The organism is Bacillus sp. T3, assembly GCF_033449965.1.
Classification (GTDB): Bacteria; Bacillota; Bacilli; order Bacillales; family Cytobacillaceae; genus Bacillus_BU.
On the sequence record NZ_CP137761.1, the window covers coordinates 4,122,493 to 4,148,958 of the forward strand.

Here is a 26,466-nt window from a genome sequence, read left to right on the forward strand (position 1 = left end):
TTGATTAACGGGTTGTTTTGTCGAAAAGATAAAAATAGATAAAAATATTTTTTGATGTGACTGATTTTTTCATTTAAAGGGGTTATGTAATCGTTAATTATGTTTGGATGGATTAAAAAAGGCACTCTTCACGAATGAAGAATGCCTCTTTGTTTAATCTGTTATTAGCTTTGGCCGCCAAATTGACCTGAGCCTTGAGATTTATTAGCTTGAGATTGTTGATTTTGACGTCTAACTTCAGCAGCATTTGTTTCGCTCGCAAACTCTGTTCCAAATTGGCCAGCGCCTGCGCTTGCACCTGCTCCAAAGCTTGATCCAGCTACAGAGCTTGCTCCTGACTTATTGCGTGCAGATTGAGCGTTTTGTTGTCTCACTTCTGCAGCGTTTGTTTCACTAGCGAATTCGGTTCCGAATTGGCCAGCTCCACCTTGAGATTGAGCGTTTTGTTGTCTTACTTGCTGAATATTAGTTCCAGCAGATGTTTTGTTTGGCTGATTGAAATTTGCCATTGATATCACCTCCACGCTAATTAATATAACCAGCGTAACAGGTTCAAATCATGGGATTTATTTCCAACCAAAAAACTAATTAGTCCTAAATATCAATTACAATAGTAATGAAATTCCACCATCAACGATAATAGTTTGCCCTCTAATCATATCGGCATTTCCTGAAAGTAAAAACATGACTGTGTTAACGATATCTTCTATTTCAACCATTTTTCCTGCAGGTGTTTTTCGTTTAGCCTCTGCTAACATCCATTCACGATTTGGAAAATGTTTTAGAGCATCTGTATCGATAGCTCCACCAGAAACTGCGTTAACAATGATATTTTTTGAAGCCAACTCAACCGATAAATATCGTGTTAAGGCTTCAACAGCTGCTTTTGAAACACCTACTACTGTATAATTTTCTAAAGCACGAATGGATCCTAATGAACTAATGCTGACGATTCTACCGCCGCCATTTCGTTCCATCAGCTTAGCTGCTTCTTGGGCACAGAAAAGCAATGCTTTACTATTAATATTTAAAGTCCAGTCCCAATGCGATTCTTCAAGCTCCATTAATGGGCGTTGAACACCTGAAGCCGCATTACTCACAAATACATCTAAACGACCAAATTCTTGATCTATATGCTCAAACATTGCTTTAATTTTGTCGACATCGCCGACATTTGCCCGTACGACTAATGCTTTCCTTCCCAATGCCTCAATCTCAGCAGCTACTTCGAGTGCAGCCGTCTTACTTCTTGCATAGTTTACAACAATATCATAGCCTTCTTTTGCGAGACGAAGTGCCGTTGCCTTTCCAATTCCTCGGCTACTACCAGTTACTAAAGCTACCTTTTGTGTCATTCTTTATTTTCCTCATTTCTAATACAGTGTCTTTTTTAATTTTAGCTTTTCCTAGTATAGATGACAATGATAAGAACAAACTAAATCGAAAATCATCCAAGTCGGAAAAGGGGTAATGATATGACAATTAGACGTGACATGACTGAATTGTTAATGATGTCTAAAACAGAATGGAATGACCATGAACTCTCCTTCTACCATCAATCACTGCAACAAATGGTGCCCTATTTAAATGTTGAGGGCCAATCCATCCACACTCAAATCATTAAAGAGATTGAGCGCCGCGGTAGCACCAACCATTAGCATTTTACCGCGATAAAGTAGCGGGGGACAGTCCCCCAGTACTGTGACGCGTTAATGTTGTAGGTGTTTTTGCAACATTTTTTGGTGGGAGACTGGGAATGCATATTGCTTTAGTTCTTCTGGTGTTACAAGAATTAGGTCGGGTCTTTCTAAAACAGGAGAGGTAATTTCTCCACGATAAATGTGAATATTCCACTCTAAATGTGAAAATACATGATCAATTTGGCCGATTGTTTCTGTTAGAATGGCATCTACAGAGTATTCATCCTTCACAAATTGCAGATAATGCTGTTTTTCATTTTTAAAGGAAAGATGGGTTTCAACATTCGGGAATTCCCATAAATTTGCTAACAAGCCTTCACTAGGGCGTTTGTGTATTAAATACCTTCCCTCCTTGTCAGTTAGCACAGCTGCAACGAGGGAAACAAGTCGTTGTTTTTTCTTTTTTGTTTTAATTGGCAGTTCTGTCTGTACCCCTTCGGCGAAAGCTTGGCAATGTTCTCTTACAGGACATAATAAACAGGATGGTGAAGTCGGTGTACAGATTAGCGCGCCCAGTTCCATAAGGGCTTGATTAAAATAAGACGGATTATCATGAGAGATAATCGACCTCACTGCTGCTTCAAAAATTTTTCTTACTGACGGCTTGGCTATGTCCTCCCGAATTAATAAAATACGTGATAGCACACGCATAACGTTGCCATCAACTGCTGGTTCTGGTACGCCGTAAGCGATGCTTAAAATAGCTCCAGCTGTATAGGGTCCAACTCCTTTTAAAGAGGATATATCTTTAGGAGAGTTAGGTACAGTTCCTCCATATTGTTGATGGACCTCCTTTACTGCACTGTGGAGATTACGAACTCTTGAATAATAGCCTAAACCTTCCCATGCCTTTAATACTTTTTCCTCATCCGCCTCAGCCAAGGCTTGGATTGTTGGAAATTGTTCGATAAAACGATTAAAGTAGGGAATAACAGTATCTACTCGCGTTTGTTGAAGCATGATTTCAGAGACCCAGACACGATATGGATCCTGGTTTTCACGCCATGGTAGTTGTCTTTGCTCTTTCTTAAACCAATTTATTAAATCAAACTGGAATACTTCTTGATCAAAATGCTCAAGGACAGTCAAGCTGTTATTCTTCACTATTGAACCTCCGTAGGTAATAAGATAATCGTAGTTGCATACTCTAAAAGGGAACGAGGACATCTCGATAAATATTTTTCCTCAGCCACAAAAAGGGAGCTTTCTTGCTGTTAAAAACTGTGTTTTATTGGTAAACTAAACGTGAAGGTTACCCTATCGTCCAAATGAGTATACAAGGAGGTCTTCCTTTTGGATACAGGTACTCATGTTGTAATGGGACTTGCTCTAGGCGGATTAGCTACATTAGATCCAGTTGTAAGTGCTAGTGCTGCAACTGCAACGAGCGTTTTCATTGCAACAATAGTAGGCTCACAAGCACCTGATATTGATACTGTCTTAAAGCTAAGGAATAATGCAGTCTATATACGGAATCACCGCGGAATTACCCATTCAATCCCTGCAGTATTATTATGGCCGATTGTGATTACAGCTGCAATCTATCCTTTTTTCCAGAAACAAATTTGCTTCATTTATGGATGTGGACGTTTTTAGCTGTTTTCCTACATGTGTTTGTGGATATTTTTAATGCTTATGGAACCCAAGCCCTAAGGCCCTTTTCATCAAAATGGTTAGCATTAGGGGTTATTAATACTTTTGATCCAATTATTTTTGGCTTACATGTAGTCGGTTTATTATTCTGGGCCTTTGGTAGTCATCCAGGTTACACTTTCCTAGCCATTTATGCAGTACTAGTTGCCTATTATATTATCCGATTTATTGCTCAAAGAAGAGTCATGCAGGAAGTGAAAAAAATCATCCCTGATGCAACCGAAATTATTATTGCACCGACGATGCGCTTTACTCAGTGGCGCCTAGCCATCATGAACAAACATCAATTTTTTGTAGGTAGAGCCCATAATAATGAGGTTCACATCATCGATCAATTTAACCGAATTCCTGTACCGGATTCACCGATTCTCGAAGCAGCAAAAAAGGATGATAATCTATCCGCATTTTTATCATTTTCTCCTGTTTACCGATGGGAGCTTGATGAATATGATGACTACTACGAGGTTCGATTCATAGATTTACGATATCGTAGTAATGATCATTATCCGTTTGTTGCGGTCGTACAGCTAAATTTAGAGCTTGAGATTATTAAATCCTATACGGGCTGGATTTTCAGCGAAGAAAAGTTAAGAAAAAAATTGGATTTAATACCTGGTTCTTGAATAAAAGTGCGCGACTGTCCACCCTAATCGGACGTTACAAAGAGTAAAGCGATGCTTTGAGGCATCGCTTTTTTAATGAAGAATTTTTGGTTTTTGGTTTAAGAAATCTTTATATTTAGGATTTTTTGCTACAAATTCATGCAGTTTTGTTCCGTATAGATCAATCCATTGCCGTACAATTCGTTCTGTTGTTTCACTTCCCATATACTCTTTACCGGCTTTTGCATAGGTTGTTTCAAAATCATCCCAAAGTAGCTCCACCCAAGTAATGGCCTGGTCATATGAAAGCTGATCGTTCTTTTCAAGTAATAACGTTGCTAGACGTTGATGATAATCATTCATTTCCCATTCCCCCTTTTCCAATGATTAAATGACATACATCGTTCATTTATCCAAATACTATGAATACGTGTGAAAAGGATCTTACATTCTTTTAACACGTTTCAATCACACACGTTTGAGGAGGGTATGATTATGCGAAATAAAGCGAAAGGCTTCCCCAATCAAAATAATCAAAAGCTCGAAGGTGAACCTCGAGCAAAAGCAGAATTTGCATCCGTAAGAGCTGATGGGACGATAAATACTCATCCTCAGGAGCGCATGTACGCATCCAGTCACCGCGAAAACGGTACAATTGATTTCAAAAATAAATAACAGGTTATGCTTTTGGCTTGAAGCCTGCCTTACAGGTTTCGAGCCTCTTCTCTTTGTAGCATGGATATTGGGATGCCTTCCTCTTTTCCATCACCACTGATTCGATATCCCCAAGCAAAAACTCCATTTAGATAGTCTACTTTAAAGAAGGAACCTGGCGCACCAATAATCTCATAAATTTTGCCTGGATGATAATCGTCCGGATTCAATAAGTATGCCTTCGCCATGATGGCTTTACGTTCTAATACAGCATATTCATTCACAATCCCCAATTGCTCAGCCTTTTTTGCCTTTTCATTTAGTAAAGCTATTTCCTGCCTTAATTCATATTCACTCATTTCACTATACCGTTTTTCCTGCTGCATTTTCCCCACCCCACGATTAAGTAATTCATACTTTAAGTATAGACATTTTTTGTCGATTAATAAAGAAAGTTGTCTTCATTTTATGATTCGTCATTTCCTTGATTTTCGGCTAAATACTGGTCAATTAGATCCATAGGAAAACCTTTACGATACAGAGCTTGTTTCATTTTTTGCGTAAACTCATAACCGGAGTAGCGCGAATACTTGCCAAGCAGTTTGTCACCCTGCTTCCTTAACGCCTCCATTTCCATATCTTCACCCTTATCAAAATCAATATCACGTATCGTTTCCTGGATAATATCAAATGGATAGCCTTTACGAATCAGCATTTGCTCAAGCTTTTGCTTTAGAAATTTGGCTGATTCCTTCTTGTTTTTTTCAACAAACTTCTTTGATAAATTGAAGCATTGTTCAAATTGACGCTCATAAGGATATTCAAGTAGGGATGTCTCAAGGATTTCATCTTTTATTCCTTTTTCCTTTAGCTCTTGACCAATGACGATGGTTCCTTTGTCAGTCGTATTCATTTGTGTCCTGACAAACGCTACTGCAAATTCATGGTCATTTAAAAATTGATATTGATAAAGTTTATGAATGACCTCATTGATGATGTTTTCATCAAGTTCCTTTTTCTGAAGATGCTGTCTTACTTCAAGCTCTGATCTCATTCTTGCCGCTAAGTATTGGACAGCTTGCGAATAGGCCTTGCGGATATCATCCTGATAAAATATCTCAGAAACCGCAAAATCATCTAGGTTTTGCCCTTTTTTCAGTTGGTACTTTATTAATACATCTTCATCTACACTAAATCCGTATTTTTCACCGTCGCCATTGTCGACAAAGATATTGTATCGATCCTTTTGTTTTTGCTGGACGGTAATTTTCGTAATGATTGTTGGCACATAAATCACCTCCTCCATACTGTACCATTTTTTTAAAAAAAATTAATATGTATGCTTGTTTTTAATTCGGGAAAAATAGGAAGTGTGTTTAAAATTTACCTATGGAAGGATGCATTCTAACATGGAAAAGAAAAAACGTGAAAAAATGAGAACCACTTTAACAAGTTCACAAGAGGTCAACTATCAACGGGAATTTAGAATGGCTGATCGTGCCGGTGGCTTTACTTCAAAGCGACCACGCTCATAATTTTTCCATTCATATCACCCATTCAATCAACAAATGCTATAGAGGGAAACAATTTGGTTTCTTAAACTTATGCATTGAGAGGGGTATGACGAATGGGCAGAATGCATGGCCGTCATAAAACACGTGATAGCAATTCAGGATCATTACCACAAACACCAAAAAACATGAAATCTGATGGTATTGATGTAGAGTACTCACAAGAGCTTGCTGATCAAGCAGACTTAGAAGCTCAAGCACGTGCAAATGCGGCAAATCAACGGGTTAATACGAAACGAAAAAAGAAATAACGCCTGCTTTATCCACAAGGAAACTGCAGAATTTGCCAAAAAATTAAAACCGGGTAATCACCCGGTTTCTTTTGTATTATTATAATTTATTTTTTATTCACAATTTAGTGAATTGTGCACAGCCTTATCCACAATACTGTTTATAATGTGGATATTTTTTAAGAAATCCTGTATTGAAGTACTCACTTCTGGCTCATGCATGTGGATAAACGTTGCTTAAACACACACAGAGGTTGTGGATATTGTGGATAAAAAAATTACCTGATAAACTGTTGATGATATTCTCAATTATGATATCCGCTTTTCACATTTCAATGATGTAAGGTGTTTCGTTTTCATTAATACATTTAAATAAACGATCTTTAAAATTTTTTAATGTAATTTTGCTCATTGCCTCATCATACGTGAAAAAACTTACAGCATCATTTTCAGCGGAAGTAGCAAGTGTTCCGCCAATCATCTTTCCTTCAAACACAAACACTGAAACGGACCGATTCATATCATGCTCTACTCCTAAAGTCCGTTTTAACTGAATATCTAGCCCAGACTCTTCCCTCACTTCTCTAATAGCCGCAGCTTTTATCGATTCTCCTCGATTAACATAACCACCAGGAAATTCCCATCCTCTTCTAAAGCTTTTTACCAGTAGAATGTTGTCGTCATCATCCAATACCATTACAGCAACAGCTAAACTATGACTATGAATTTGAATCACCACCTTTTAATCCATTTAAATAGATTTCAAGCAGGTCGATGAAACGTTCCATATCCTTATAGGTGATCTCTCCTATATTCGCGACACGAAAGGTATTGCGCTGATCGAGCTTACCAGGATAAATCGTAAAGCCTTTTTCGTAAAAGAAATTGTGCATATCGAGAAAATGATAACCTTTTTGCTCCGGTTCAATAATCGAGGTAATAATTTTTGAATGACTTGATTTCGGCACAATATAGTTGAGTCCAAGGCGGGTTACGCCCTTGATTAATGTTTCCCAAGAACGTGAATAACGTTCATACCTTCTCGGAATTCCTTCCCATTTTGTTTCAATTATTGCTTGCTTTAATGCATACAAGGTTTGGACTGGTGGTGTAAACCGCATTTGCCGATTTTGAACGAAGCTGCGGTACTGTTCATATAAATTTAAATAGAGGTTTCTTGGTTTAATTTGCGCTGTTTTCTCTAAATGATCCTTGTTTGCGATGACAAACGATACGCCGGCCATACCTTGGAGATTTTTATTAGAGCTAGCTGCTAAGTAGCTAATGTTCATTTGCTTTAAATCGATTGGAATAGCAGCAAACGAACTCATGGCATCCACAATTAGCGAAAGTTTATATTTTTGGCAAAGGTTACCAACTTCTATAATCGGATTAAGCAAACCTGTTGTTGTTTCGCAATGAACAATAGCAAGATAGGCTATTTTATCCGGCTTGTCATTAATAAAAGCTTCCAAATCCGAAATATTAAGGGGCTCATCTGGTGCACTTCTAAATTCAATAAAATTCAGCTCATAAATTTCGGCCATTTGGCACATCCGCTTCCCGTAAGCTCCATTATTAACAATTACAAGCAGCTCTTGCTCCGAAATAACCGAGCTTATGATTGCTTCAACAGCAGCTGTACCTGATCCTCCGAATAGAACAGTCGTGTACTGGTCCGGGCTACCTGCTAGTAGTGTTAGCTCGGTCGAGATGGTTTCCATAATATCGCCAAATTCCTCTTCTCTTGGACATATATCGGGTACAACCTGAGCAAATTTGACCGTATCAGTCGTTGTTGCTGGGCCAGGATTTAATAAACAATTTCGTTTAATTGATTGTCGAACCTGTTCTCGAGCTTTGATGATAGGGTAAACAACCGAAACTGCTCTTATCCAATGCTGTTCGTCATCAACCTCACACCAAGCCAAATTGTCATGTTTAAAAACCGCTATTTCCTCAGTTTTTGCTAATGAAATCAGTCCCTGTTCATAATCAATCTTAATATTTGTTGCAATCCACTTCTCGACTAGACGACAAAGCTGTTGAAAAGAGCGATAAGAAAGCTTTGTAATTCCTACTAATTCGGCATATATACGATTTAATACTGCTCTATCTTTTGACATTTGCAGTAGCTGTCCTGTCTCATCAACTTCAATAAATACTTCATCACCAGAATTGGTAAATTGGCTCCCTAAAATAACATTTGTCTTTTCATGATTAATGATTTCGCTTAATGCTTTTTTTTCATAAATTAAGTCAGATTCTAAAAGAAGAAAGTCTTCTTGGACCACATTTTTAAACTGATAAAGGGTGTACAAGCTTCCAGACGAAGCGTATTTCGGATTGTGGACACACTGAATTTGTGGATATTTTTGAGCAAGCTGCTCGTAATCCTCTTTCTTATAGCCTGTGCCAAGATAAATTTTAGTCATTCCAGCCTCAAGCAAATTCAGAATCGATAGCTCAATAATAGAGCAATTTTCAAGCTGCAAAAATCCTTTCGGATGTTCTCCGCTTCGTTCCCGAATCCGACTGCCTAACCCGGCTGCTAAAATGACGGCTGTTTTAATCACTCAAAAACACCTGCAATCTTTTTTTCACTTCGTAAGGTTTCATTTTAGGTCTCCCCAATTCTTTTTTTGAACCCTTCGCTATTTTTAAATAAATAAAAGTTAGCTTTTGATCAAGCTTCCAGTTTTCAATCGCTGATACCAGTTCATCAAGATTATGTGCATAGATCACATTGTAATAACCACATGCAGCTGCAATGTCCGTAAAATGGACATTAGGGGATACCGTCTGCTGACCACCAGTTGAATCGTGACTATGGTTATCGAAGAGGATGTGAAGTAAATTAGGCGGCGAATAAGACCCAATTGTTGCTAAATTTCCAAGTCTCATTAATAAGGCTCCATCTCCATCGATAGCAATAATGGATTTATTAGGTTTTGCCATTGCCATACCTAAACCAAGTGAGCTAATACAGCCCATCGAACCGACCATATATAAGTTGTGTTCCGAATCCTCAAGATCATACAATTCGCGGCCGGTCTTACCTGTCGTTGCCAGTTGAATCGTCTGTTCATCCTTTAAGGAGTTGATTACCGATAAAGCTTCATATCTCGTTGGTAGGTCATCCTCAGCACTTTTTATTTGCTTTCTTGCATTGCTTTTTTTCTCAATTGGCTGTTCTTGAAGTATGACCGTGTCAAAAGTTCCTTTTTTTACAACAAAGAAAAAGGATTCATTTCTTTCAATGCATTGGTTAGCTTGATCCAATTGTTTTTGTGCTTTTGTAAAATCAGCGGAAAGATAGTCCCATTGAATTTTCATGACAGAAAGCATTTCTGAAGTAATTTTCCCCATTAGCTCATGCTGTGGCTCATCTTTAAGTCCGGGTTCCCCGCGAAGACTGACAAAACCTAGAATTGGAATTTGAAATGGATAAGTGAGAGAAATTAGAGGGGAGGTTGCATTAGACAAACCTGAATTTTGCATTAACACGACAGATTTTTTTCCAGCTAAATTGGCACCAGCTGCGATGGCAACCGCATCTCCTTCATTAGTTGCCATTACATATTCACAATCATTAATCGCAAAATTTATTAGATTTTTTAAATAGGAGCACGGAACACCGCTAAAAAACTCAAAGCCTCGTTTCTTAAGTTCAGATCCAAAATCTTTTGTATCGATCATGATTGTTCACCAGTATTTTGAATTACATTATATGTGTCAAGGTCAAGCCATGAGCCTTTAACATATTTTACATAAATTTGATGGATGGGTTGAACATGATTAAATAGATCACAAAGCGTAAGATCTTTGAAATCATCTCGCTTAGATAGTTCTTCCAATGCTGCCTTTATTACCTTGGAACCATTTCCCGATACTTTCCAAAGGCCAATAAATTCACCATGAATGTTTTCATCTGCTGTAGCTTGGGTCATATTAATCAATTCAACATTTTTTGAATAAAGCATTTTTGAATAGGGACTTTGGGTAGTGACAAGGTTTTTCCCGTTTTGTTGTTTATCATAGTCTGGATCGACAATGATTGTAATATCACCTTGATCTTCCACAAGCTCACTAAGAAGGTGTGGCTTATAAATCATTTCACCATAGCTGATTAACGTATTCTCCCCAAATTTCTCACGAGCTTTGTATAATCCAGTTAGTTCGCCTTCATCCGTTTTTATATCTGTCCCGTCTAAACCATTCGTTCCAACCCCAATTTTTACGATATCACTCATACCATACTCCTTGAGACCATTCATTTGTTCAGTAATGAGTGGCTCTGCTTCTACGCGTCTGACAAGAATAATCGAGTTATGATTTTTGCTAGCGGTATTCAAGTAGATTTGTTCTGCACAGGCTAGCTCTTCAGCGCCTTGAAGGCGAAACACTTCCTCTAATGGAGTAACATTCTTCTCTACATTAACGAGGCTTTCATCTTGATAAATTTGACTAGTTGTTTGTTTAATGGCCTTAATTGAGGCTCGGAGGTTGTGATTGGCCCAGATACAAAGACCTACTCCCAATTCACGGAAACGATTTGTCGGTACCGAATAGTATTTAGTCGGCACGATTACAACTGGAAGCCTGCCAGCCCATTCCTTCATAAATGCCTCAATTTCAGTTAAATCTGACCGCTTACTGTGCATAAGGATGGCATCTGTTCCTGCCTGGCGATAGGCTTCTGCCCGTTTTAACGCTTCCGTTAGACCCCATCCGGCAATAAAGGCCTCAACACGAGAAACGACAACAAAATCGTCATCGTGCTGGCTATCCTTCATTGCTTTGATTTTTCCGCTAAATTCATCAATATCAGCTAGTGGCTGCGCTTCCCCTTTAATAAAAGAATTCGTTTTCGGAAAAATTTTATCCTCAATGCAGACACCACCGATTTGGCGTTGCTCGAGCTTTTTTACCAATCTCCGCGCATTATTAAAATTCCCATACCCTGTGTCCCCATCTAGTAAAATGGGAATGGAGGTTGCATCGCTCATAAACTCCAAAACATCTAAAACTTGAGTCCATGAGGCTTCGTTATTATCGCGAACACCCATAGAGGCTGATATCGATAATCCACTGCCCCAAATTCCCTTAAAGCCAGCTTCTTCCACGATTTTGGCAGACAAAGCATGATGTGCCTCCATGATGAATTCAAGCGGTTTACTTGTGATTAAGTTCCTAAGTTGAGTTGTTTTCTTCATGGCCTACTCTCCTTGATTTTTCACTTATCCTCAGCTGGGATTAGTTTTTTTCTAAGCTCTTGAAAGCTTGGTTTTTTCATAACGCGATGGGTAACCTTAAGAAGAACATTTGTATCATCCTTTAGGTGTGGTTCGATGACCTCAAACACTTCTTCACCCGTTTCGCAAAAATAAAGCTTATCTTGCGGGTACCCTAGTTTTAATGCAGATTCTCCGATTACACGCGCTTTTTCACCAACAATAACCAAGAGATCGATATCTGCCTCAAATGCCGCTTTTCCCATTTCACTATATTGTTCAAAAGCATGTGTCCCACTCCCTAACTGCGGCATATAGCCTAAGAGGGCAATCGATTTCTTATTAGTTGAAACATTTTTCAACACTTGAAGTGCCGAAATCATTGAAAGCGGAGCGGAATTCCAAGTATCATCGATCACGGTGCATCCATATACGCCATTATTTAATTCTAAATGCGATTTCACTTGTTTAAATGACGAAAGTCTTGAAATAGCAGTAGGAATCGTTATTCCCACATATGAAACTGCGGCGATAGCTGCTAAAGCATTGTATACATTGTGTTCTCCATAACCCGGAACAAAGGCATGGTAGCTCTGATCATCATGTTTAAAAGTGAAGTTCATGCCACCGGTACCAAAGTGAGATTTCTCAATTTTATAATGCGACTTTTGATCCTTTCCCACATAGATAACATTTTTATATGGTTGTGGATCAATCACCTTTTTAATATTTTCATCATCAGCATTCAGGATCAAGATGCCATTCTCACGATCAAGACCTTCGACGATTTCCCCTTTCGCTTTCATATAAATCTCAGGTGTTTCACAATCGGCCAAATGGTGAACCCCGATATTTAGAAGAATTCGAATTTGTGGTTTAAAGGCCCTACAGGCTACTCTTAAATAGCCCGGATAGGCGACTGGCATTTCAAAGACGGCAACCTCCGTATCCTCATTTATCCCGGTCACATATCGCAAATTAACTGACATTGAATTCATACTCTTCCACGTCGCCTTAACGTTAAAATCATCTTGGAGGATTTGCTTCATCATTTCCTTGGTCGTTGTTTTCCCACAAGTCCCAGTGACTCCAATGACTGGGATATCAAACATCCCACGATAATACTCAATAAAATTCCAGTAGGCTGCATCTAAATCTTCCGTCTCAATCAGCACTATTTCATTGCTAAGAGCCGGTACAAAGCTCTGGCTTATCTGTGATGATCACAATCGCTTTATTATCTTTCCAGGACTTACCTCTAATTCTTTCATGGTCCATATGAAAGACCAAAGTATGGTCGTCGATTTCTTTGGAAGTCCAATCCATTGCCCTTTTAATGATTAGGTTTTGGTCTCCTTGACCGTGAACGATATATTTACCAATCTGTGCTAGTATTTCTTCAAGGCTTAAGCTTTTCATTTGAAATCACCTCGCCATTTTATACTTTAAAATCCTCACCCTCATATCCAGCTAATGATGCCGCGTAATTTAGGAGTCGGACTCCAGCTAAATTCCGTAGTTGATATGCTCCTATTTGTGAAAAAAGATTATCGGGTTTTGAATTAATTTCAAGGAGTTTAATTGAATTATATTGGTCTATGCATAAGTCAACGGCCATTTCCCCAAAAGTTCCGATTTTATGTTCTACTGTTGTTACTATATTCCGAGCAATCTTGCCTAACATTAATGTCATCGCTCTACGCTCATTTGGGTCGATATATAACTGATTGAACACCTTGCTGATTCGAAGATTTAATTCCGTCTCTTCTGTCATTACGTCCTCTGTAGTTAGTCGTGTCACCATTCCTGTTCGAAACCATCTTTGCTGTCCGTTTTTTTGCATATAGACTCTAATTTCGAGATTTTTTCCATTGTACTGCTTTCGCCTTATCCCTTCCTGAATAATATAAGGTCTTTCATTTATTAAAGTGCTGACTGTTTGCTCAAGCTCTTCTATACTTTGAAGTGTATGGGTTTGCTTTTGTTTAATATTCATCCACAGTATTCCGGTTGGGCGCCTGATGACACGAATAACTCCCTTACTCAAGGAGCCACCGACTGGCTTTAGGTAAATCTCGCCATACTGATTTAGCATCATGGTTAATTCAACTGGATTTTCTAATAGACAAGTTTTGGGCAAATATTGTTCATATTCATTGATTAGTAGTTGATGAGTTTCCCATTTGTTACGAGTGAGAATGGATAGCTTGGTAGGATTAATAAAGGGAATATGGCAGGAATATTGAAGCTTAGCACGAATCTCATCGACTTTTTGGTTTTTTCCAGTTACTAAACGATCGTAGATAACAGCTGGAAATGGAAAAAGCCCTTCACCATAACTGGTTTCACCTTTAATCATTTGTTTTTCCCAATCAATGTCCTTTGGTTCAAACATGTAAATAAGCATTTGCTTATCTGTAGCAAGTCGTTCAAGGTGATGAAAATACGTTGTTTGGCGATCAAAAGGCCGAAGTGCAAGAATGCCAATAATCGGTCCGAGCGAAATCACTCCATTTTCAGATGTGATTTTCGGATTCCATCCGGCAGGGACAGATAATTTCTCACGAAGTTCCCTTGAAAGCTGTACCATGTTTGAATTACGGAAAGAAAATGGATAAGGGCGCACTATCGCTTGAGAAATTCGATTTCCTGCTCGAATATAAGTGGTCTCTCCTTCTTTTAGACCGTACTTCAATCTTGTTTTCTTCGGAATTAAGACTACCATTCCACGACTATATTGCTGTGTTGATATAGTAAGACCCCAATTAAGGCGGATGTCACTCGCTTCTGAATATGGATAGCCTTCTTCAATTGCCTCAAATAAAAATTGAAGCTCACTCTCAAATTTGTGATAACTAGATGTTTTTACTAAATTCCCCTTTATTTCTGGCCAAAATTCCTTTAGGAACACAGAGTTCCCATTGTAGTAGGCGCGTTGAATGATAGGGTCAAACAAAAAGAGATTCGGTAATTCTTGATAATTTTCCGCAACGAGTCTTGCTAAACTTAAAATTCCAAGCGATAATTTAGGATCGAGTATCCAAGAGCTTAATGAGATATACTCAAATCCATAAGGCTTTTCCCGAAATCTACCCAAGCCTCCATGATTGGTTCTTCTTCTTAGCTTTGCTGTTTTTGGATTTTCAATCATTGCAAACGGAATGGCCATATATTGATCCAGGGCTCGAAGCAAGGATAGTGATACATCCATCCCAAAATGAATGTGTCCCCCACACTGATATCCTGTAAAGGGCATACTTCCAGCCCTGAATTGTACATTTTCGTAAGGAATCATTTCAGATGCTTTTTTTATCACATTTTTAAGATGTTCGAACAGTTGCAGATGTGTATCAGCTTTTTCAGGTCTAATTTCAATTAATGCATAATCTCCACTATCCTGTTCAATTTGTCTCTCATCACACCCTATCTCTCCACCTGATGAGAAAAAGGTGGATGCAGGTAAAAGCTCATCATCATGACTTAGCATAAACTCAATATCTGCCCCCATTGTAAACGATCGTTTTGGTGTAAATTCAGGTTCGCGATAAGTGGTATCAGCTGGGTTAATGTCAGTAATAATGATAGATTCATTGTTTAATACCCCAAGCTTCACAAAACCATTGCTTAGTCCCGTCACATATAGTGCTCGTATCGCAGCTGAGCACCACTCAGCCGGAATAGTACTTTTGTCTACCCGCGTCCATTTCCACCCAAATGCTTTTGTACGAATTTGTATATCATGGAAGATAACCTGGTCGCCAACAGCCATTTGAACACCTTTTACAGATAGTCCCTCAATTTCTAACATGTATTCTGATCCAATTGCATACATTTTTGTAAAAAAATCTATATCCTCGCTTTCTGCTTGCTCCTTGGAATGGATAATCGTCACATCTTTTCCGTTATGGTCGCCAAACTTTCTTCCGATGATAGGAAACTTACATCTTTTTGGATCAACAAGTTCAATACATGGTACATTATTCAAAAGTAGAATTTGAAGCAATTGCTCTGTGTCTTTTACCATATAGAATCGCTTTCCCGTCAATTCCATATGTATAACCCCCAATTTGTAGAAAGTCACGTAAGCCAACTTCCTAGTTTTTACAATAACCAGTTAATTATTAATATATTATGAAACGGGTTAGATGTTTCACGATAGTTTTTTTATTGGATAAAAATTAAAAATGGCAAACTTTTTCGTTTGCCAAAATGCACTTATTCTATTCTTTGGCATTAATTAATCATTAAGCAAATGTTTGATAGAGGATTTGGAGGTATGTTTATGGTCATTCCGTATATTTTAAAATCCTATGTGAAATATCATAAAGGCAAAGGCTTTATTTGTGGTCATGTCGATGCTTTACACGCAACCCCCCCTGCCGCCGATAAATATACAGATAAATTGGTTGAAATGCTCATTAAGCAGGTGGGATGTGCTGGGATTATTAGTACAGTTTCAAGATTAGATTGTGACCTTAATCGTATTCCAAATCATGATAACCAAGCTGGCGTTGCAGAATATCGCAAAGCAATCAATGACATCTTACATTATCTGCACATCGTTGATTTAGATAATAAACTTACGACTCCATACTTGCACTTCTCTTTTCATGGAATGAAGGATATAAATTATGGTCCGATGGCGATGGAAATTGGAACTCAACGCGGACAATCCTGTTCACCTGAGGTTAGTACATGGTTAAAAGAGAAAGTAAAGGAAGGAGCTCTACATATTTCCCCAGAAATAATGATTGTGTTCGACAATAAATTCAAAGGGAATGAATCAATCAATGCTCATCGACATGGTGATCAGAACGGTTATACAGGTTACGGTCAGCACTTCCATTCCTTTCAAATTGAGCTATCTAAAACGATTCGTAGGAAATACTTATCTGAGCTGAGTATTTTATTTGCTAATATTATGCAGGACTTTCAAACTCATTTCGTAACCAATTCACTTTAAAAGCTTGTACAAAATAACGTAAATCAGCTTATTCCCCCAGAAGATCCTGAATATACCTTGGTAAAACAAATGAAGCTAAAAATATCTCTTTGGAAATGTATTTTGTATCCATATCCTGCAATTTGCTGAGGTCTGCAGTAATTGGATCATGTTTCTTGGAAGCAATCGTAAAACTCCATAATCCACATGGGAAAAGTGGTATGGTCATTATATAAGTACGAACTACCGGGAATAGCTCTCGTAGGCTATTAACCGTTCTTTTTAATGTCGATTGATTATAAAAGGGTGATCCTGATTGAAATCCAACTACACCATCTTCAGAAAGAGCATTGTATACAAACTTATAAAAGTCTGAACTAAACAACTTCTTTCCTGGCCCAACTGGATCGGGACGATCAATTAACAGAACATCATAAGCACCATCTTGCTTTTGTATCCATTCATAGCCATCATCAAAAATCATGTGAAGTCTCGGATCATTTTCATATGCAGTCGTGGGTGTTAACCATTTTTGACATAATTCAATCACGTGCTTATCAATTTCCACGACATCAATTTTTTCAATGTCTTTGTATTTCATCGTTTCACGTGCGTTCCCACAATCACCACCCCCTATCATCGCAACCCTCTTTGGATTAGGATGCGTCACAATCGGAACGTGACTAATCATCTCATTATAAATAAACCCATCCGCAGTGGAGATTTGTGGGGTCCCATCCAACACTAACATTCTTCCGAATCCAGCTGTATCAACAATACTAATTTGCTGAAATTCTGATTTTTTATAATCGAGTAAATCCTTCACCTTATAGTGTATTCTTAATTTTGCATTGGCTACATAATTCGATATCCATAAGACACCATTATCATCTTTTTTAAAACCTTTCCGCTCGGACATGTTCCCACCCCCTTCCATGTTTTTAATATAGAGTATGTAAATGCTACAAGCCTTGATATCATTCAAGTGCACATATTTACTAAGACCACAGAATCTTTAGTAATACCTTTTATTTAGTGAATAATTAATGTTATTCTAAAAATAGACATATTTATTATTTCTATAACTATCCATTGATTATCACAATAAAGAAGGAGAACATAAATGGATTTTCATCAGCTTTACGTTTTTACAAAAGTAGTAGAGCATAAAAGTTTTTCGAAGGCTGCAGATGCTGTTTTTTTGAGCCAATCGACTGTGAGTTCACACATCCAAACATTAGAAAAAACGCTAAATGTTCACCTGTTTGATCGGATAGGTCGTGAAAGTATTCCCACACCATATGGAGAGCGCTTGTACGTTTGGGCCCAAAAGATATTATTAATGAAGGATCAAGCGTTACTTGATTTAAATTCCGGTATGGCGGAATTCCAAGGGATTATGAGAATCGCAGTCAGTTCCGTACCTGGACAATTTATTTTACCGCGGATGGTCAAACGGTTTCGTGATGAATTTCCTAAGGTGACGTTTGATATTAACCAATCCTCCTCCAAGCTTGTAGCTGAACAAGTTTTAAATGGCTCAGTAGATTTTGCTGTTTTAGGAGAAAAATACGAAAATGATCGGTTGCACTACATCCCATTATTAAAAGAGAAATTAGTCCTCATTACCTCTACCGAAACAGACCTTAACAGTCCTGTTTGTATTCGCGATATTTTACATCTGCCATTTATCATGAGACATGCCGATTCGGGAACTCAATCAATTTTAGAAAAGTCACTTAAAAGCCATCAGATTTCAAAAGATAATCTAAATATTATTGCCTACACCGATGATGGCCAAAGCCTGATTCAGTTTGTCATTCAAAATGTTGGCATTTCGATTGTTTCTGAAATTGTTGCTAAGGATTATGAGGCCAAAAAGCTTATTAACCTTTATGAAATTGAAAATTTTAATGAGGAACGCTATTTTTATCTCGTTTATAACAAAAATAAAACACTATCCCTGACATCAAAATTATTTATTGACCAAGTTTCAAAATGGCTTTAATGCTCACAAAAAAACAGTACAATTCCTGATTCGCAAGGAATTGTACTGTTTTTTAGTCTTTTAAAATTCTCCGGGCTTCAAGCAGTCTTTGTAATCCTGTTACGATTTCGACAACTATGAAAACGATTGTCCATAGGACTAGCTGATTCTGAAACAGGGCTAAAAATGAAAATAAAATAAAACCTTCTGTCCGTTCAGCCAGACCAGGCTGATAATAAAATGATTTCATACTCTGCTTGTCTGATACAGCCCCAACGGTCAAAAAGATTGTCATTGTAAAAATGATCGAAATCGCTAATATCAAAAACAGAAATAGGATTTTTGGATCTGGATACTTTAACGCTAGGGCGAGTAAAATCCCAGTCTCCACAACCCGATCAAAGGTGACATCAAGTACCGTTCCCCATGCTGAGGTCGTTTTACTTTGTCTGGCCATGCTCCCATCAACAGCATCTAAAAAACCTGAAATCCAAAGAACGATGACACCGAAAATCGGCATATCATAGTATATGAGCATACTTGCAGATACACCGACAAGAAAGGCCATAACTGTTACTTGATTAGCAGATAAGCCTCGATTCAAGAAAAATTGAGCGGTCGACTGAATCGATGGTTGGACAAGTGCACGTCCATGTGTATCTAGCATTTTCGCCACACCTCTTCCTTTAATTAAACAATTATTCTATCCATATAGTTCCTATATTTAGATTATCTCTACATCATCCACTTGGGTACCAAATGATTTTATTTGGAGGGACGCCGACTTCGATATGATCCTGAATATTCGGAAGGCCGTCCCAAACTGCCAGTTCAACCGCCAATGTGATTCCAGCAGCTTCTATTAAAACAATATTTCCTTTTGGTTCATGCTTTACTCGAGTAACGATTCCTTCTCGCCAAACTATGTCTGGATCGTTTTGATCTACCGTTTTTATTGTCTCCGCATGATTACATTTAGTTCGGATTTTTAAAGCATTCGCCTGGATCCAACCCATCTCTTTAGTTTCATATGTGTACAATGAGCTTTGAAACCATTGTTGCCAGCTTTGTAAGTGAAAACGATTTGTTAACGAAAAAAATGCAGCAATGTTTTCTGAAGCTGGAGCATGATAAAAATCAAGCGGTTTACCTGTTTGCAGAATTTCCCCATCCATCATAACACCAACCCTGTCTGCTACAGAATAAGCCTCATCTATATAGTGCGTAACCCAAAGAATCGAAAATCCTTGCTTCCTTTGAAGCTGATACATCCATTCTGTTAGTTGTTTCCGAAGTGGTGTATCTAATGATGAAAAGGGCTCATCTAATAGCAGCAAATCTGGTTTCATTACGAGTACCCTCCCTAACGAGACACGCTGCTGCTGACCTCCTGAAAGCTGATGAGGATAGCGATTTCCCAATCCTTCAAGCTGCAAAATTTTTAAATACTCTTGTGCTCTCATTGTTCGTTCTTTCACTGGTATTCCTTTTGCCCGGAGACCAAATGTCAAATTTTCAATAACCGTCATATGAGGAAAAAGACGTGGCTCCTGAAAAACAAGCCCTGTTGTTCCCTTTCCATTTTTCCAGGATATTGTTCCAGCCGCTAAAGGTACTAATCCAGCAATTCCTTTTAGCAACGTCGATTTTCCGCTGCCTGATGGTCCCATTAACACAAATATTTCACTTTCAGCAATTTGCAAATCACACTTTTCGATAATCATTTGCTTTCCATAGGTCATACTTATCTCCTTCAGAATCATGACTTCACCCCCTCTTTTCGATGATGTAATTTTGCTAAAAGCAGAAAATAAACAAGGACAAAAGCCATAATTGGGATAAACAGCCAAATGCTATAGGCCGATACCATCGAGGTATTACTGCTTGAGGCAAATGGAAAAATAATTAACGGTAGCGTCAGCAGCGTTCCTCCACTCATAATCCATGTAGGTAAATACTGACAAAACGAAATAATTATCACGAACAAACACGACAATAAAAGAGCCGGAAGAATCTGGGGCAATTCAATCCAAAATATGATTTGCCAAAAGCCGGCTTCCAAACTGCGCGCTGCTTCTTGCTGACTTAAGCCGAGCAGCTTATACTGATAGGCAACCATCGCAATAAAGTATGGTAACGTAACGAGAATATGGGCAATTGCTACACATAAATATTCATTGAGAAACTTTAATCGAATCGTAACATCATACAATCCCATGACCGATACAGTTAATGGGATAAACAACGGACATAGAAGCGTGATAAACACAAAGCCTTTGCCAAAGAATTGCTTTTGACTAAGGATCCTAGCTGCCGGTAAGCCTAGCGCTACACATCCGAACACGGTAATGAAAGCAACAGTCACACTATTGATTAAACCTACTACTGCCTTGCCGGATGGTGAAAAAAGGTAAGTCCATGAATCATTATTCATGACATCTGGAATCAAGGCTGGCCACGGCCATAGCTTGGTAAAGCTCCATATAATAATCGACAAGAAAGGAAGAACAAGGAAAAAACTAACGATGCTAAAGTACAACCAAATCGGGATTTTTTTTAATATTGCTAGTCTCTCCATCCTCTTCGCCCCTTTCGATACCAGTTCATTTGCAGATAAATAAGGATGATGCCAATCAACAGTGAGATCATCGCCAGTACTATATTCATCGCAATTGCCATTGGTTGTCGCTCTAGACCAAATTGAGTGTATTCCTGCCACGCGATAACCGGAACAAATCGTAACGATGTTCTTGCTAGTAGTGCAGGTATCTCGTATGCTCCGATAGCAAAGGCAAACACTACCCACATTCCTCCTACCCACAAGGGCATCACAAGTGGAACGATGACCCAGCGAATCATTTGCGAAAAGCTGGCACCTAATCCATTCGCAGTTTCCCTCCATTCATTGATTAATTTTAATAAATAGGGGTAGGTTAATAAAACAATAAACGGGATTTCCTTCCACATATAGGCCAAGATAACACCGATTCCAAATTGATCATGGACAAGCTCAGGAAATTGTTCAAACGAGTCAATCCAGCCCATAGAGTAGGCAATTCGTGAAAACCAGCCAGTTTGCATAAACGCTTGCATCAGCATATAACCAGCTAGTAGGTGGGGTACACCAAACGGGAGCTGCAAGATAACATGAATCCATGTTCTTTTTGATGAAGAGGCCGCGAGTAAAAGCGCCGTTACCAAACCGATGATTCCTGACAAAAGGGAAATGATAAGCGCGATTCCAACAGTTACCAGGAAGGAACTTAAAAAACTTGGGTCGATTAATTCCTTGTAGGCACTCGCAAATTGACCATTCCCATAGAATTCGGATTCAATTCCGAAGCTGATCAACAGCGATCTGAAAAAGCCGCCGCCAAAAAAGAATAAAACAAATAAAAAGGCTGGTAGGATTCCCAACAGCCCTTTATATTTGTTTAAAAAATTTGTGACTTTATTCTTTTGATACATAATCCATCCAACCTCGTTCAAGCAATTGAACATAATCTGCCCCAATTTCAGGAATTCGATGCTTCATTAATTCCTCTTCAGGCAGTGTTGCCGAGCCTCGATCAATTTGTGTAAGCTTTTGTTTATATTTTTCTGGTAAACGTTCCACCGATAAAGACGTATTTTCGCCCCAATATTTTAAGTCCATTTTCGCAAGTTGTGCATCAGGAGATAATAAATAATTGATCAATACAAGTGCACCACTTGGATTTGGTGAGTTGAACGGAACAGTTAAGAAATGGGTATTAGACAATGTTCCTTTTTCTAAAACGAAGGTTTTTGTCGTTTTGGGAAATTCACCGCTGGCAATAAGATTCGATGCTCCTGCTTCATCATACCCCATCGTCATCCAAACTTCACCATTTTTATAAAGCTGGTCAAGCTGAGCCAAAGATTGTGGATACGATTTTCCTTCCTTCCAAAGGTAAGGTTCGATTTTATTGAGGTAATCCCACATTTTATTGGCATCTTTCTCCATTAATGATTCATCATATTCTTTTAGATACTCAGAATAGTTTTCGCTTTTTTCATTTAACACGTGACGGATAAACGCACTGCCTGTAAAATCAGGTGGTGCAGGATAGGTGAATTTGCCTGGATTTTCTTTAACCCATTTTTCGAGCTCATCCATTGATTTAGGTGGACTTGCTACTTTACTAGAATCATAGCTAAACACAAATTGGACCTTTCCCCATGGAGCCTCATAACCCTTAGTTGGAAAACCAAAATCGTATTGCACCTGCGGGCTATCATCATCTACATACTCTTTAAAGTTCGGTAATTTTTCTGTAATAGCACCAAGCAGCAGGTCTTTTTCCTTAGCTGTTTTAAAATTTTCTCCATTTACCCACAATACATCCATCTCACCTGTTGCTTTATTGGCCTTTTTTTCGGAAAGAAGCTTATTAATAAATTCAGTTGCATCCATTGGATAGCGTTTCACTTCAATTTCATATTCCTTCTTTAGCTTCGGAGCGATATATTCGTCGATATAGGCATTAATTCCTTCATCCCCTCCCCACATGTAAAAATTGACTGTACTCCCTTTTGCTTCGCTTACAATTTGATCCCAGTTTTGATTGAATACGTTCTCGCTCTTTTCTGTTTGTTTATTCGATGTTTGTTGGTTTTCTTCTTTAGATGAACAGCCACCTACAAATGCCAGTAATACTATAAGTAATAAACTCAAACTACGCTTTAGCTTTAGCTTTTTCATTCCATGCTCCTTTCTTTAATCGAACAGCTCGATATACACGTAAAGTAATTCTCCCATAATCCTAGAAAAACATAAAAAGCCAGTAAAAAGCCGTGAACCATCAGCCATTTGTCGAGCTGAAAAGCTGTAAAGAAGAAATACAGATTGTAAATCATTAGTAATAGCAGTAGCATCCATCTAAAATGCCATACAATTTTTTGCCATTTCACTGCAGTATCTTGTTTCATTTACCTTTTACGTCCTTTCCATTTATAAGGGAGCTTCATAATCGTTTCTGCCTGATTGATTTCTCTTAAATAATGAATACAATCCAATAAAATTTGTCTTTGGATGTCTTCCTCGAAAGCTCTGCCAAAGCTACGGCCAAGAGGAAACCGAAGATGCAGTGCTCTTGGAACACGCACTTTTTCCGTTAAATCAACTAGATGGGTAATTGATATGGTAGGAATCCCCGCTTTTTCAATCTCATATTGAATCAATCCCACGGATTGATGACATATATATCAGCCAGGATTTAAGATGACGGCGTCAACTGCTTCTTCTTTAAGTCTTTTCAAAATAAGAGGAATTGTTTCATCGACAAGCGGTTTTGTATTCGGAATATAACCCATTAAGCCATAATGGGTCGATGCTACTCCCCCAATCATACCCTCAGCTTCTAATTCTTTTAGACTAATCAAAGGAAAGACACAATTGATATCTTCATCCGCATCTGTCCGATCAAAATGGGTATGGCTGATCATCAGCTGATCCTTACTGACATCGGCTGGAATGTAGCGTAAACTTGCGTCTCCTGCTTCTACATCAAAGATTGGCTGGGTTTTCAAATGAACACCAGATGTTGTGATGAGAGCAAACACGGCTTCCTTTGGGTCTTTTTCAAACTTTTGGAGTGGAATATCCCCTTTAATTGGATAAACCATATGCTTTGCTTTTTGAGCTACAATCGATTCGATCAAGCGATTCCCTGAAAGCTTCAATTGGGATTCCTCCTTTCAAAAAGCAAAAATAAACCACCGCCTAAGCTTGAAATAGTCACCTGAATGAAAAACAATAATGAAACAGCCACGGCAATTTCATCTGGTACACCTAGTTCCTTAAAGAATAAAATATAGCATGTTTCACGCACTCCCATACCATTTAAGCTAACTGGAAGCATCGTTATAAAGGAAATGAGCGATATAATTACGATTAAATCAAGCCACGGAAGGACTATGCCAAATCCTAAAAATAATAGCCTATTAATCCAGGCGAGTCCAATCTGGAACAGCAATGATAGAACCCCAATAATAAGCCACCATATCCGGCCTTGATAATGGTAATTCTCCGCTTCATTTCCTATTCTGCATAAGGCTTGTATTACTTTATTTATCCCTACTAATAGACGATTAGCTTGGTTGTCATCAGTTCCTACTAATCCACTATCGACTTGTAGCGTCTGTCGCTTCATCCACCAACTTAGAATGACCATCATCACAACTATTATAGAAACGACAACAAAAATAGGAAGCATGAACGGTCGGACACTCTCCATAAATAGGGATGAGATTAAAACAATCACTGTTAATGCAATGCCACTCGTTAGTCGTTCAAATGCAACAGAGGCTGTAGCTTGTGGCATCCCAACCCTTTTCCCTAAATAAAAAATACGCATAGCATCTCCACCAATACTGCCTGGCATAAAATTATTAAAAAACAGCCCAATATAGTAATATCGCCACAATTTAAAGTAGGAGGTGTCATGTCTTTCATTATCTTTCAAGGATGAATGAACAAGGAGCTGCCATTTCCAAACACTTGAAGCTACCGTTAACTGAATTGCAATAAAGGCTGCGATAAAAAAAACAAGGTTGCCCCCCTTCATCAACTGGAGGGCACTTTCCCACTGAATTTTATAAATGAGCCAAGTAATCAAACTACCACTGATTACTAATCGAATAAACATTTTGAGCTTTGGTCGAAATAAATGTTTTTGTTCAGAGATTTCAGCCTCCATTAGCTCTTAGCTCCTCTTTTGTTAGCGATGAGTTTGCTGTGTTTCGGTCGTAACAGCATGCCAATCACGGCTAATGCAACGATAATCGTGAACAAGAAGAATAGGATTTTCACCGTGTTAGTCGCATTTTGTCCAAGATAGGAGTATAGAATTGTTGCTGGCAGTTGTCCTAAACCAGTTGCCCAGAAAAATTGCCAAAATGAAACAGATGTAACACCAGCCGCATAGCTAACTAAATCAAACGAGACAATCGGCAGTAGTCTGGCAATAAAAATCGAGTGTTTTCCATACTTCGCAAAAAACTGATCCCACCATTCCAGTGCTCTTTTTGTTACGATTTTTTCAACCACCGGACGACCAAAAAATTTAGCAAGATAGAAGCAAAGGACTGCACCTAACATTGCACTACCCCAGGAAAGGATCGCCCCAAAGAACCACCCAAAAAGGAGTCCATTAGCAAATGTAATAACGAAAGCTGGAAGTGGTGCAATAACTGATTGAAACACCATTATCAAGCCCGACACAACTGCAGCTAATGGTCCAAATGATAACAAATAGTCACAGAAGCCTTCAACATCGGCATTTTTCAGATAGCTAACAGAATGATTAATCGTATCGTGAGGGCCGCCTTGACCTAAATAGATTAGAAAAAATAGGGATAAAAAGATAAAAAGTGATATCATCCCAATCCGGCTCCCGCGAGAAAGGCGATTCCATTCCATTTTTGTATGCTTGTTTAATGTAATTGGATATTTATGAGCCAAAAGGAGCATGATGAAGCCCATAATGAGACCAACAATTAAGTACGTGTTCATACTGCTAAGCGTTAAGCTGTTTTCTAAAAATAGAGCTTTTCTTGCCAAATAAGCTGGCGAGATAGCGATACTTTTTTCGTTAACAATACTGATTGACACTACGGCAATGCTAACAATAGATAAGATAGTGCTTATACGTTTTTTTTCCCATAACGCAATTGAGCTTGCATTCATAAACACCCTTGCAAAATAAACCCATATGCCCGTTACAGTCATAACGGTTATCATCATTTCGCTGTCAAAACGCATATCGACGAACTGACTTTGAATCATTAAGAGGGATAATGCCATTCCGACTATAAAAAACAGGAACACAGCCGCAAAAAAATGGATTACTCCGCTTAATACTTGTTCCATGC

Annotated in this window: 29 protein-coding genes and 1 pseudogene; 7 read left to right on the forward strand and 23 right to left on the reverse strand. The window is 38.4% G+C overall.

Annotation, left to right across the window (positions count from 1 at the left end; all coding sequences use genetic code 11):
* Positions 1–164 precede the first annotated feature (164 nt).
* Together RGF10_RS21095 and fabL are read right to left on the reverse strand one after the other, a co-directional pair.
* Positions 165–509: a gamma-type small acid-soluble spore protein gene (locus tag RGF10_RS21095; protein ID WP_318505523.1), complete on the reverse strand. Its 345-nt coding sequence runs from the start codon at positions 507–509 to the stop codon at positions 165–167.
* 96 nt (positions 510–605) lie between these two features.
* On the reverse strand, positions 606–1,355 hold the full coding sequence (gene fabL / locus RGF10_RS21100) for an enoyl-[acyl-carrier-protein] reductase FabL (RefSeq protein WP_318505525.1): 750 nt from the start codon (positions 1,353–1,355) through the stop codon (positions 606–608).
* Positions 1,356–1,475: 120 nt separating this feature from the next.
* Between fabL and RGF10_RS21105 the strand changes: the two genes are divergently transcribed.
* Positions 1,476–1,658, forward strand: coding sequence for a hypothetical protein (locus RGF10_RS21105; RefSeq protein ID WP_318505526.1), 183 nt, complete (start codon positions 1,476–1,478; stop codon positions 1,656–1,658).
* A gap of 51 nt (positions 1,659–1,709) precedes the next feature.
* On the opposite strand, the gene mutY is transcribed toward RGF10_RS21105, so the two are convergent.
* Positions 1,710–2,804 carry an A/G-specific adenine glycosylase gene (gene mutY, locus RGF10_RS21110; RefSeq protein WP_318505528.1) on the reverse strand — a complete coding sequence of 365 codons (1,095 nt, stop codon included), beginning with the start codon at positions 2,802–2,804 and terminating at the stop codon, positions 1,710–1,712.
* Between the two features lie 189 nt (positions 2,805–2,993).
* Here mutY and RGF10_RS21115 point away from each other — a divergent pair.
* Positions 2,994–3,976 (forward strand): annotated as a pseudogene (locus RGF10_RS21115) (metal-dependent hydrolase).
* 72 nt (positions 3,977–4,048) lie between these two features.
* Here RGF10_RS21115 and RGF10_RS21120 read toward each other — a convergent pair.
* Entirely contained in the window at positions 4,049–4,318 is a 270-nt protein-coding gene (locus RGF10_RS21120; protein ID WP_318505529.1) for a YfhJ family protein, read from the reverse strand.
* 132 nt (positions 4,319–4,450) lie between these two features.
* Between RGF10_RS21120 and RGF10_RS21125 the strand changes: the two genes are divergently transcribed.
* Complete coding sequence (locus tag RGF10_RS21125; RefSeq protein ID WP_318505531.1) at positions 4,451–4,630, forward strand: small, acid-soluble spore protein K; 180 nt, start codon at positions 4,451–4,453, stop codon at positions 4,628–4,630.
* A 29-nt stretch (positions 4,631–4,659) separates the two neighbouring features.
* Here the strand turns inward: RGF10_RS21125 and RGF10_RS21130 are convergent, their stop codons facing one another.
* On the reverse strand, positions 4,660–4,995 hold the full coding sequence (locus RGF10_RS21130) for a YfhH family protein (RefSeq protein ID WP_318505532.1): 336 nt from the start codon (positions 4,993–4,995) through the stop codon (positions 4,660–4,662).
* A gap of 80 nt (positions 4,996–5,075) precedes the next feature.
* Complete coding sequence (gene recX, locus RGF10_RS21135; RefSeq protein ID WP_318505534.1) at positions 5,076–5,915, reverse strand: recombination regulator RecX; 840 nt, start codon at positions 5,913–5,915, stop codon at positions 5,076–5,078.
* 103 nt (positions 5,916–6,018) lie between these two features.
* Here recX and RGF10_RS21140 point away from each other — a divergent pair, with 103 nt between their 5' ends.
* Together RGF10_RS21140 and RGF10_RS21145 are read left to right on the forward strand one after the other, a co-directional pair.
* Complete coding sequence (locus RGF10_RS21140) at positions 6,019–6,144, forward strand: YfhE family protein (protein ID WP_318505536.1); 126 nt, start codon at positions 6,019–6,021, stop codon at positions 6,142–6,144.
* A gap of 92 nt (positions 6,145–6,236) precedes the next feature.
* Positions 6,237–6,431 carry a YfhD family protein gene (locus RGF10_RS21145; RefSeq protein ID WP_318505538.1) on the forward strand — a complete coding sequence of 65 codons (195 nt, stop codon included), beginning with the start codon at positions 6,237–6,239 and terminating at the stop codon, positions 6,429–6,431.
* A 304-nt stretch (positions 6,432–6,735) separates the two neighbouring features.
* On the opposite strand, the gene RGF10_RS21150 is transcribed toward RGF10_RS21145, so the two are convergent.
* From RGF10_RS21150 to RGF10_RS21180, 7 genes are read right to left on the reverse strand one after another with little or no spacing between them, the layout of a single operon-like run.
* Positions 6,736–7,146, reverse strand: coding sequence for an NUDIX hydrolase (locus RGF10_RS21150; RefSeq protein ID WP_318505540.1), 411 nt, complete (start codon positions 7,144–7,146; stop codon positions 6,736–6,738).
* Entirely contained in the window at positions 7,130–8,986 is a 1,857-nt protein-coding gene (locus RGF10_RS21155) for a 2-aminoethylphosphonate aminotransferase (RefSeq protein ID WP_318505542.1), read from the reverse strand. The genes RGF10_RS21150 and RGF10_RS21155 overlap by 17 nt, the downstream gene beginning before the upstream one ends.
* Positions 8,979–10,109 carry a phosphonopyruvate decarboxylase gene (aepY, locus tag RGF10_RS21160; RefSeq protein ID WP_318505544.1) on the reverse strand — a complete coding sequence of 377 codons (1,131 nt, stop codon included), beginning with the start codon at positions 10,107–10,109 and terminating at the stop codon, positions 8,979–8,981. Before aepY ends, RGF10_RS21155 begins: the two co-directional genes overlap by 8 nt.
* On the reverse strand, positions 10,106–11,626 hold the full coding sequence (gene aepX / locus RGF10_RS21165; RefSeq protein ID WP_318505546.1) for a phosphoenolpyruvate mutase: 1,521 nt from the start codon (positions 11,624–11,626) through the stop codon (positions 10,106–10,108). The genes aepY and aepX overlap by 4 nt, the downstream gene beginning before the upstream one ends.
* Before the next feature lie 20 nt (positions 11,627–11,646).
* Complete coding sequence (locus RGF10_RS21170) at positions 11,647–12,819, reverse strand: UDP-N-acetylmuramoyl-tripeptide--D-alanyl-D-alanine ligase (protein ID WP_318505548.1); 1,173 nt, start codon at positions 12,817–12,819, stop codon at positions 11,647–11,649.
* Positions 12,820–12,829: 10 nt separating this feature from the next.
* Complete coding sequence (locus RGF10_RS21175) at positions 12,830–13,063, reverse strand: hypothetical protein (RefSeq protein WP_318505550.1); 234 nt, start codon at positions 13,061–13,063, stop codon at positions 12,830–12,832.
* A 19-nt stretch (positions 13,064–13,082) separates the two neighbouring features.
* Entirely contained in the window at positions 13,083–15,695 is a 2,613-nt protein-coding gene (locus RGF10_RS21180; protein WP_318505552.1) for a putative amidoligase domain-containing protein, read from the reverse strand.
* A 231-nt stretch (positions 15,696–15,926) separates the two neighbouring features.
* On the opposite strand from RGF10_RS21180, the gene RGF10_RS21185 reads away from it, so the two are divergent.
* A complete protein-coding gene (locus RGF10_RS21185) occupies positions 15,927–16,607 on the forward strand; it encodes a hypothetical protein (protein WP_318505553.1) in 681 nt (226 codons plus the stop codon).
* A gap of 28 nt (positions 16,608–16,635) precedes the next feature.
* Here the strand turns inward: RGF10_RS21185 and speE are convergent, their stop codons facing one another.
* The gene (speE, locus tag RGF10_RS21190) at positions 16,636–17,505 is read right to left on the reverse strand and encodes a polyamine aminopropyltransferase (protein WP_318505555.1); all 870 of its coding nucleotides are present in this window, start codon (positions 17,503–17,505) and stop codon (positions 16,636–16,638) included.
* A gap of 204 nt (positions 17,506–17,709) precedes the next feature.
* Between speE and RGF10_RS21195 the strand changes: the two genes are divergently transcribed.
* A complete protein-coding gene (locus RGF10_RS21195) occupies positions 17,710–18,594 on the forward strand; it encodes a selenium metabolism-associated LysR family transcriptional regulator (protein ID WP_318505557.1) in 885 nt (294 codons plus the stop codon).
* Between the two features lie 52 nt (positions 18,595–18,646).
* On the opposite strand, the gene RGF10_RS21200 is transcribed toward RGF10_RS21195, so the two are convergent.
* The 9 genes from RGF10_RS21200 to RGF10_RS21240 all read right to left on the reverse strand — a co-directional run bounded on the left by RGF10_RS21200 (position 18,647) and on the right by RGF10_RS21240 (position 26,464).
* Positions 18,647–19,240, reverse strand: a complete 594-nt coding sequence (locus RGF10_RS21200) for a CDP-alcohol phosphatidyltransferase family protein (protein ID WP_318505559.1) — start codon at positions 19,238–19,240, stop codon at positions 18,647–18,649.
* 73 nt (positions 19,241–19,313) lie between these two features.
* Positions 19,314–20,336 carry an ABC transporter ATP-binding protein gene (locus RGF10_RS21205; protein WP_318505561.1) on the reverse strand — a complete coding sequence of 341 codons (1,023 nt, stop codon included), beginning with the start codon at positions 20,334–20,336 and terminating at the stop codon, positions 19,314–19,316.
* A complete protein-coding gene (locus RGF10_RS21210; protein WP_318505563.1) occupies positions 20,333–21,151 on the reverse strand; it encodes an ABC transporter permease in 819 nt (272 codons plus the stop codon). Before RGF10_RS21210 ends, RGF10_RS21205 begins: the two co-directional genes overlap by 4 nt.
* The gene (locus RGF10_RS21215; RefSeq protein ID WP_318505564.1) at positions 21,139–22,041 is read right to left on the reverse strand and encodes an ABC transporter permease; all 903 of its coding nucleotides are present in this window, start codon (positions 22,039–22,041) and stop codon (positions 21,139–21,141) included. Before RGF10_RS21215 ends, RGF10_RS21210 begins: the two co-directional genes overlap by 13 nt.
* On the reverse strand, positions 22,025–23,296 hold the full coding sequence (locus RGF10_RS21220) for an ABC transporter substrate-binding protein (protein ID WP_318505566.1): 1,272 nt from the start codon (positions 23,294–23,296) through the stop codon (positions 22,025–22,027). The genes RGF10_RS21215 and RGF10_RS21220 overlap by 17 nt, the downstream gene beginning before the upstream one ends.
* The gene (locus RGF10_RS21225; protein WP_318505568.1) at positions 23,293–23,523 is read right to left on the reverse strand and encodes a hypothetical protein; all 231 of its coding nucleotides are present in this window, start codon (positions 23,521–23,523) and stop codon (positions 23,293–23,295) included. Before RGF10_RS21225 ends, RGF10_RS21220 begins: the two co-directional genes overlap by 4 nt.
* Positions 23,524–24,276 carry a glycine/sarcosine/betaine reductase selenoprotein B family protein gene (locus tag RGF10_RS21230; RefSeq protein WP_318505570.1) on the reverse strand — a complete coding sequence of 251 codons (753 nt, stop codon included), beginning with the start codon at positions 24,274–24,276 and terminating at the stop codon, positions 23,524–23,526.
* Complete coding sequence (locus RGF10_RS21235; protein WP_318505572.1) at positions 24,273–25,292, reverse strand: lysylphosphatidylglycerol synthase transmembrane domain-containing protein; 1,020 nt, start codon at positions 25,290–25,292, stop codon at positions 24,273–24,275. Before RGF10_RS21235 ends, RGF10_RS21230 begins: the two co-directional genes overlap by 4 nt.
* Positions 25,292–26,464: a TVP38/TMEM64 family protein gene (locus tag RGF10_RS21240; RefSeq protein WP_318505574.1), complete on the reverse strand. Its 1,173-nt coding sequence runs from the start codon at positions 26,462–26,464 to the stop codon at positions 25,292–25,294. Before RGF10_RS21240 ends, RGF10_RS21235 begins: the two co-directional genes overlap by 1 nt.
* Positions 26,465–26,466 lie beyond the last annotated feature (2 nt).

Excerpts from the sequence above, each read along its gene's own strand:
- RGF10_RS21095 (WP_318505523.1), bottom strand. The coding sequence starts at position 509 with ATGGCAAATTTCAATCAGCCAAACAAAACATCTGCTGGAACTAATATT.
- RGF10_RS21125 (WP_318505531.1), top strand. The coding sequence starts at position 4,451 with ATGCGAAATAAAGCGAAAGGCTTCCCCAATCAAAATAATCAAAAGCTC.
- RGF10_RS21185 (WP_318505553.1), top strand. The coding sequence starts at position 15,927 with ATGGTCATTCCGTATATTTTAAAATCCTATGTGAAATATCATAAAGGC.
- RGF10_RS21130 (WP_318505532.1), bottom strand. The coding sequence starts at position 4,995 with ATGCAGCAGGAAAAACGGTATAGTGAAATGAGTGAATATGAATTAAGG.
- aepX (WP_318505546.1), bottom strand. The coding sequence starts at position 11,626 with ATGAAGAAAACAACTCAACTTAGGAACTTAATCACAAGTAAACCGCTT.
- RGF10_RS21175 (WP_318505550.1), bottom strand. The coding sequence starts at position 13,063 with ATGAAAAGCTTAAGCCTTGAAGAAATACTAGCACAGATTGGTAAATAT.
- fabL (WP_318505525.1), bottom strand. The coding sequence starts at position 1,355 with ATGACACAAAAGGTAGCTTTAGTAACTGGTAGTAGCCGAGGAATTGGA.
- RGF10_RS21210 (WP_318505563.1), bottom strand. The coding sequence starts at position 21,151 with ATGGAGAGACTAGCAATATTAAAAAAAATCCCGATTTGGTTGTACTTT.
- RGF10_RS21240 (WP_318505574.1), bottom strand. The coding sequence starts at position 26,464 with ATGGAACAAGTATTAAGCGGAGTAATCCATTTTTTTGCGGCTGTGTTC.
- RGF10_RS21120 (WP_318505529.1), bottom strand. The coding sequence starts at position 4,318 with ATGAATGATTATCATCAACGTCTAGCAACGTTATTACTTGAAAAGAAC.
- RGF10_RS21200 (WP_318505559.1), bottom strand. The coding sequence starts at position 19,240 with ATGCTAGATACACATGGACGTGCACTTGTCCAACCATCGATTCAGTCG.
- RGF10_RS21145 (WP_318505538.1), top strand. The coding sequence starts at position 6,237 with ATGGGCAGAATGCATGGCCGTCATAAAACACGTGATAGCAATTCAGGA.
- aepY (WP_318505544.1), bottom strand. The coding sequence starts at position 10,109 with ATGATCGATACAAAAGATTTTGGATCTGAACTTAAGAAACGAGGCTTT.
- RGF10_RS21220 (WP_318505566.1), bottom strand. The coding sequence starts at position 23,296 with ATGAAAAAGCTAAAGCTAAAGCGTAGTTTGAGTTTATTACTTATAGTA.
- speE (WP_318505555.1), bottom strand. The coding sequence starts at position 17,505 with ATGTCCGAGCGGAAAGGTTTTAAAAAAGATGATAATGGTGTCTTATGG.
- RGF10_RS21105 (WP_318505526.1), top strand. The coding sequence starts at position 1,476 with ATGACAATTAGACGTGACATGACTGAATTGTTAATGATGTCTAAAACA.
- RGF10_RS21215 (WP_318505564.1), bottom strand. The coding sequence starts at position 22,041 with ATGTATCAAAAGAATAAAGTCACAAATTTTTTAAACAAATATAAAGGG.
- recX (WP_318505534.1), bottom strand. The coding sequence starts at position 5,915 with ATGGAGGAGGTGATTTATGTGCCAACAATCATTACGAAAATTACCGTC.
- RGF10_RS21140 (WP_318505536.1), top strand. The coding sequence starts at position 6,019 with ATGGAAAAGAAAAAACGTGAAAAAATGAGAACCACTTTAACAAGTTCA.
- RGF10_RS21205 (WP_318505561.1), bottom strand. The coding sequence starts at position 20,336 with ATGATTCTGAAGGAGATAAGTATGACCTATGGAAAGCAAATGATTATC.
- RGF10_RS21235 (WP_318505572.1), bottom strand. The coding sequence starts at position 25,292 with ATGGAGGCTGAAATCTCTGAACAAAAACATTTATTTCGACCAAAGCTC.
- RGF10_RS21195 (WP_318505557.1), top strand. The coding sequence starts at position 17,710 with ATGGATTTTCATCAGCTTTACGTTTTTACAAAAGTAGTAGAGCATAAA.
- RGF10_RS21180 (WP_318505552.1), bottom strand. The coding sequence starts at position 15,695 with ATGGAATTGACGGGAAAGCGATTCTATATGGTAAAAGACACAGAGCAA.
- RGF10_RS21225 (WP_318505568.1), bottom strand. The coding sequence starts at position 23,523 with ATGAAACAAGATACTGCAGTGAAATGGCAAAAAATTGTATGGCATTTT.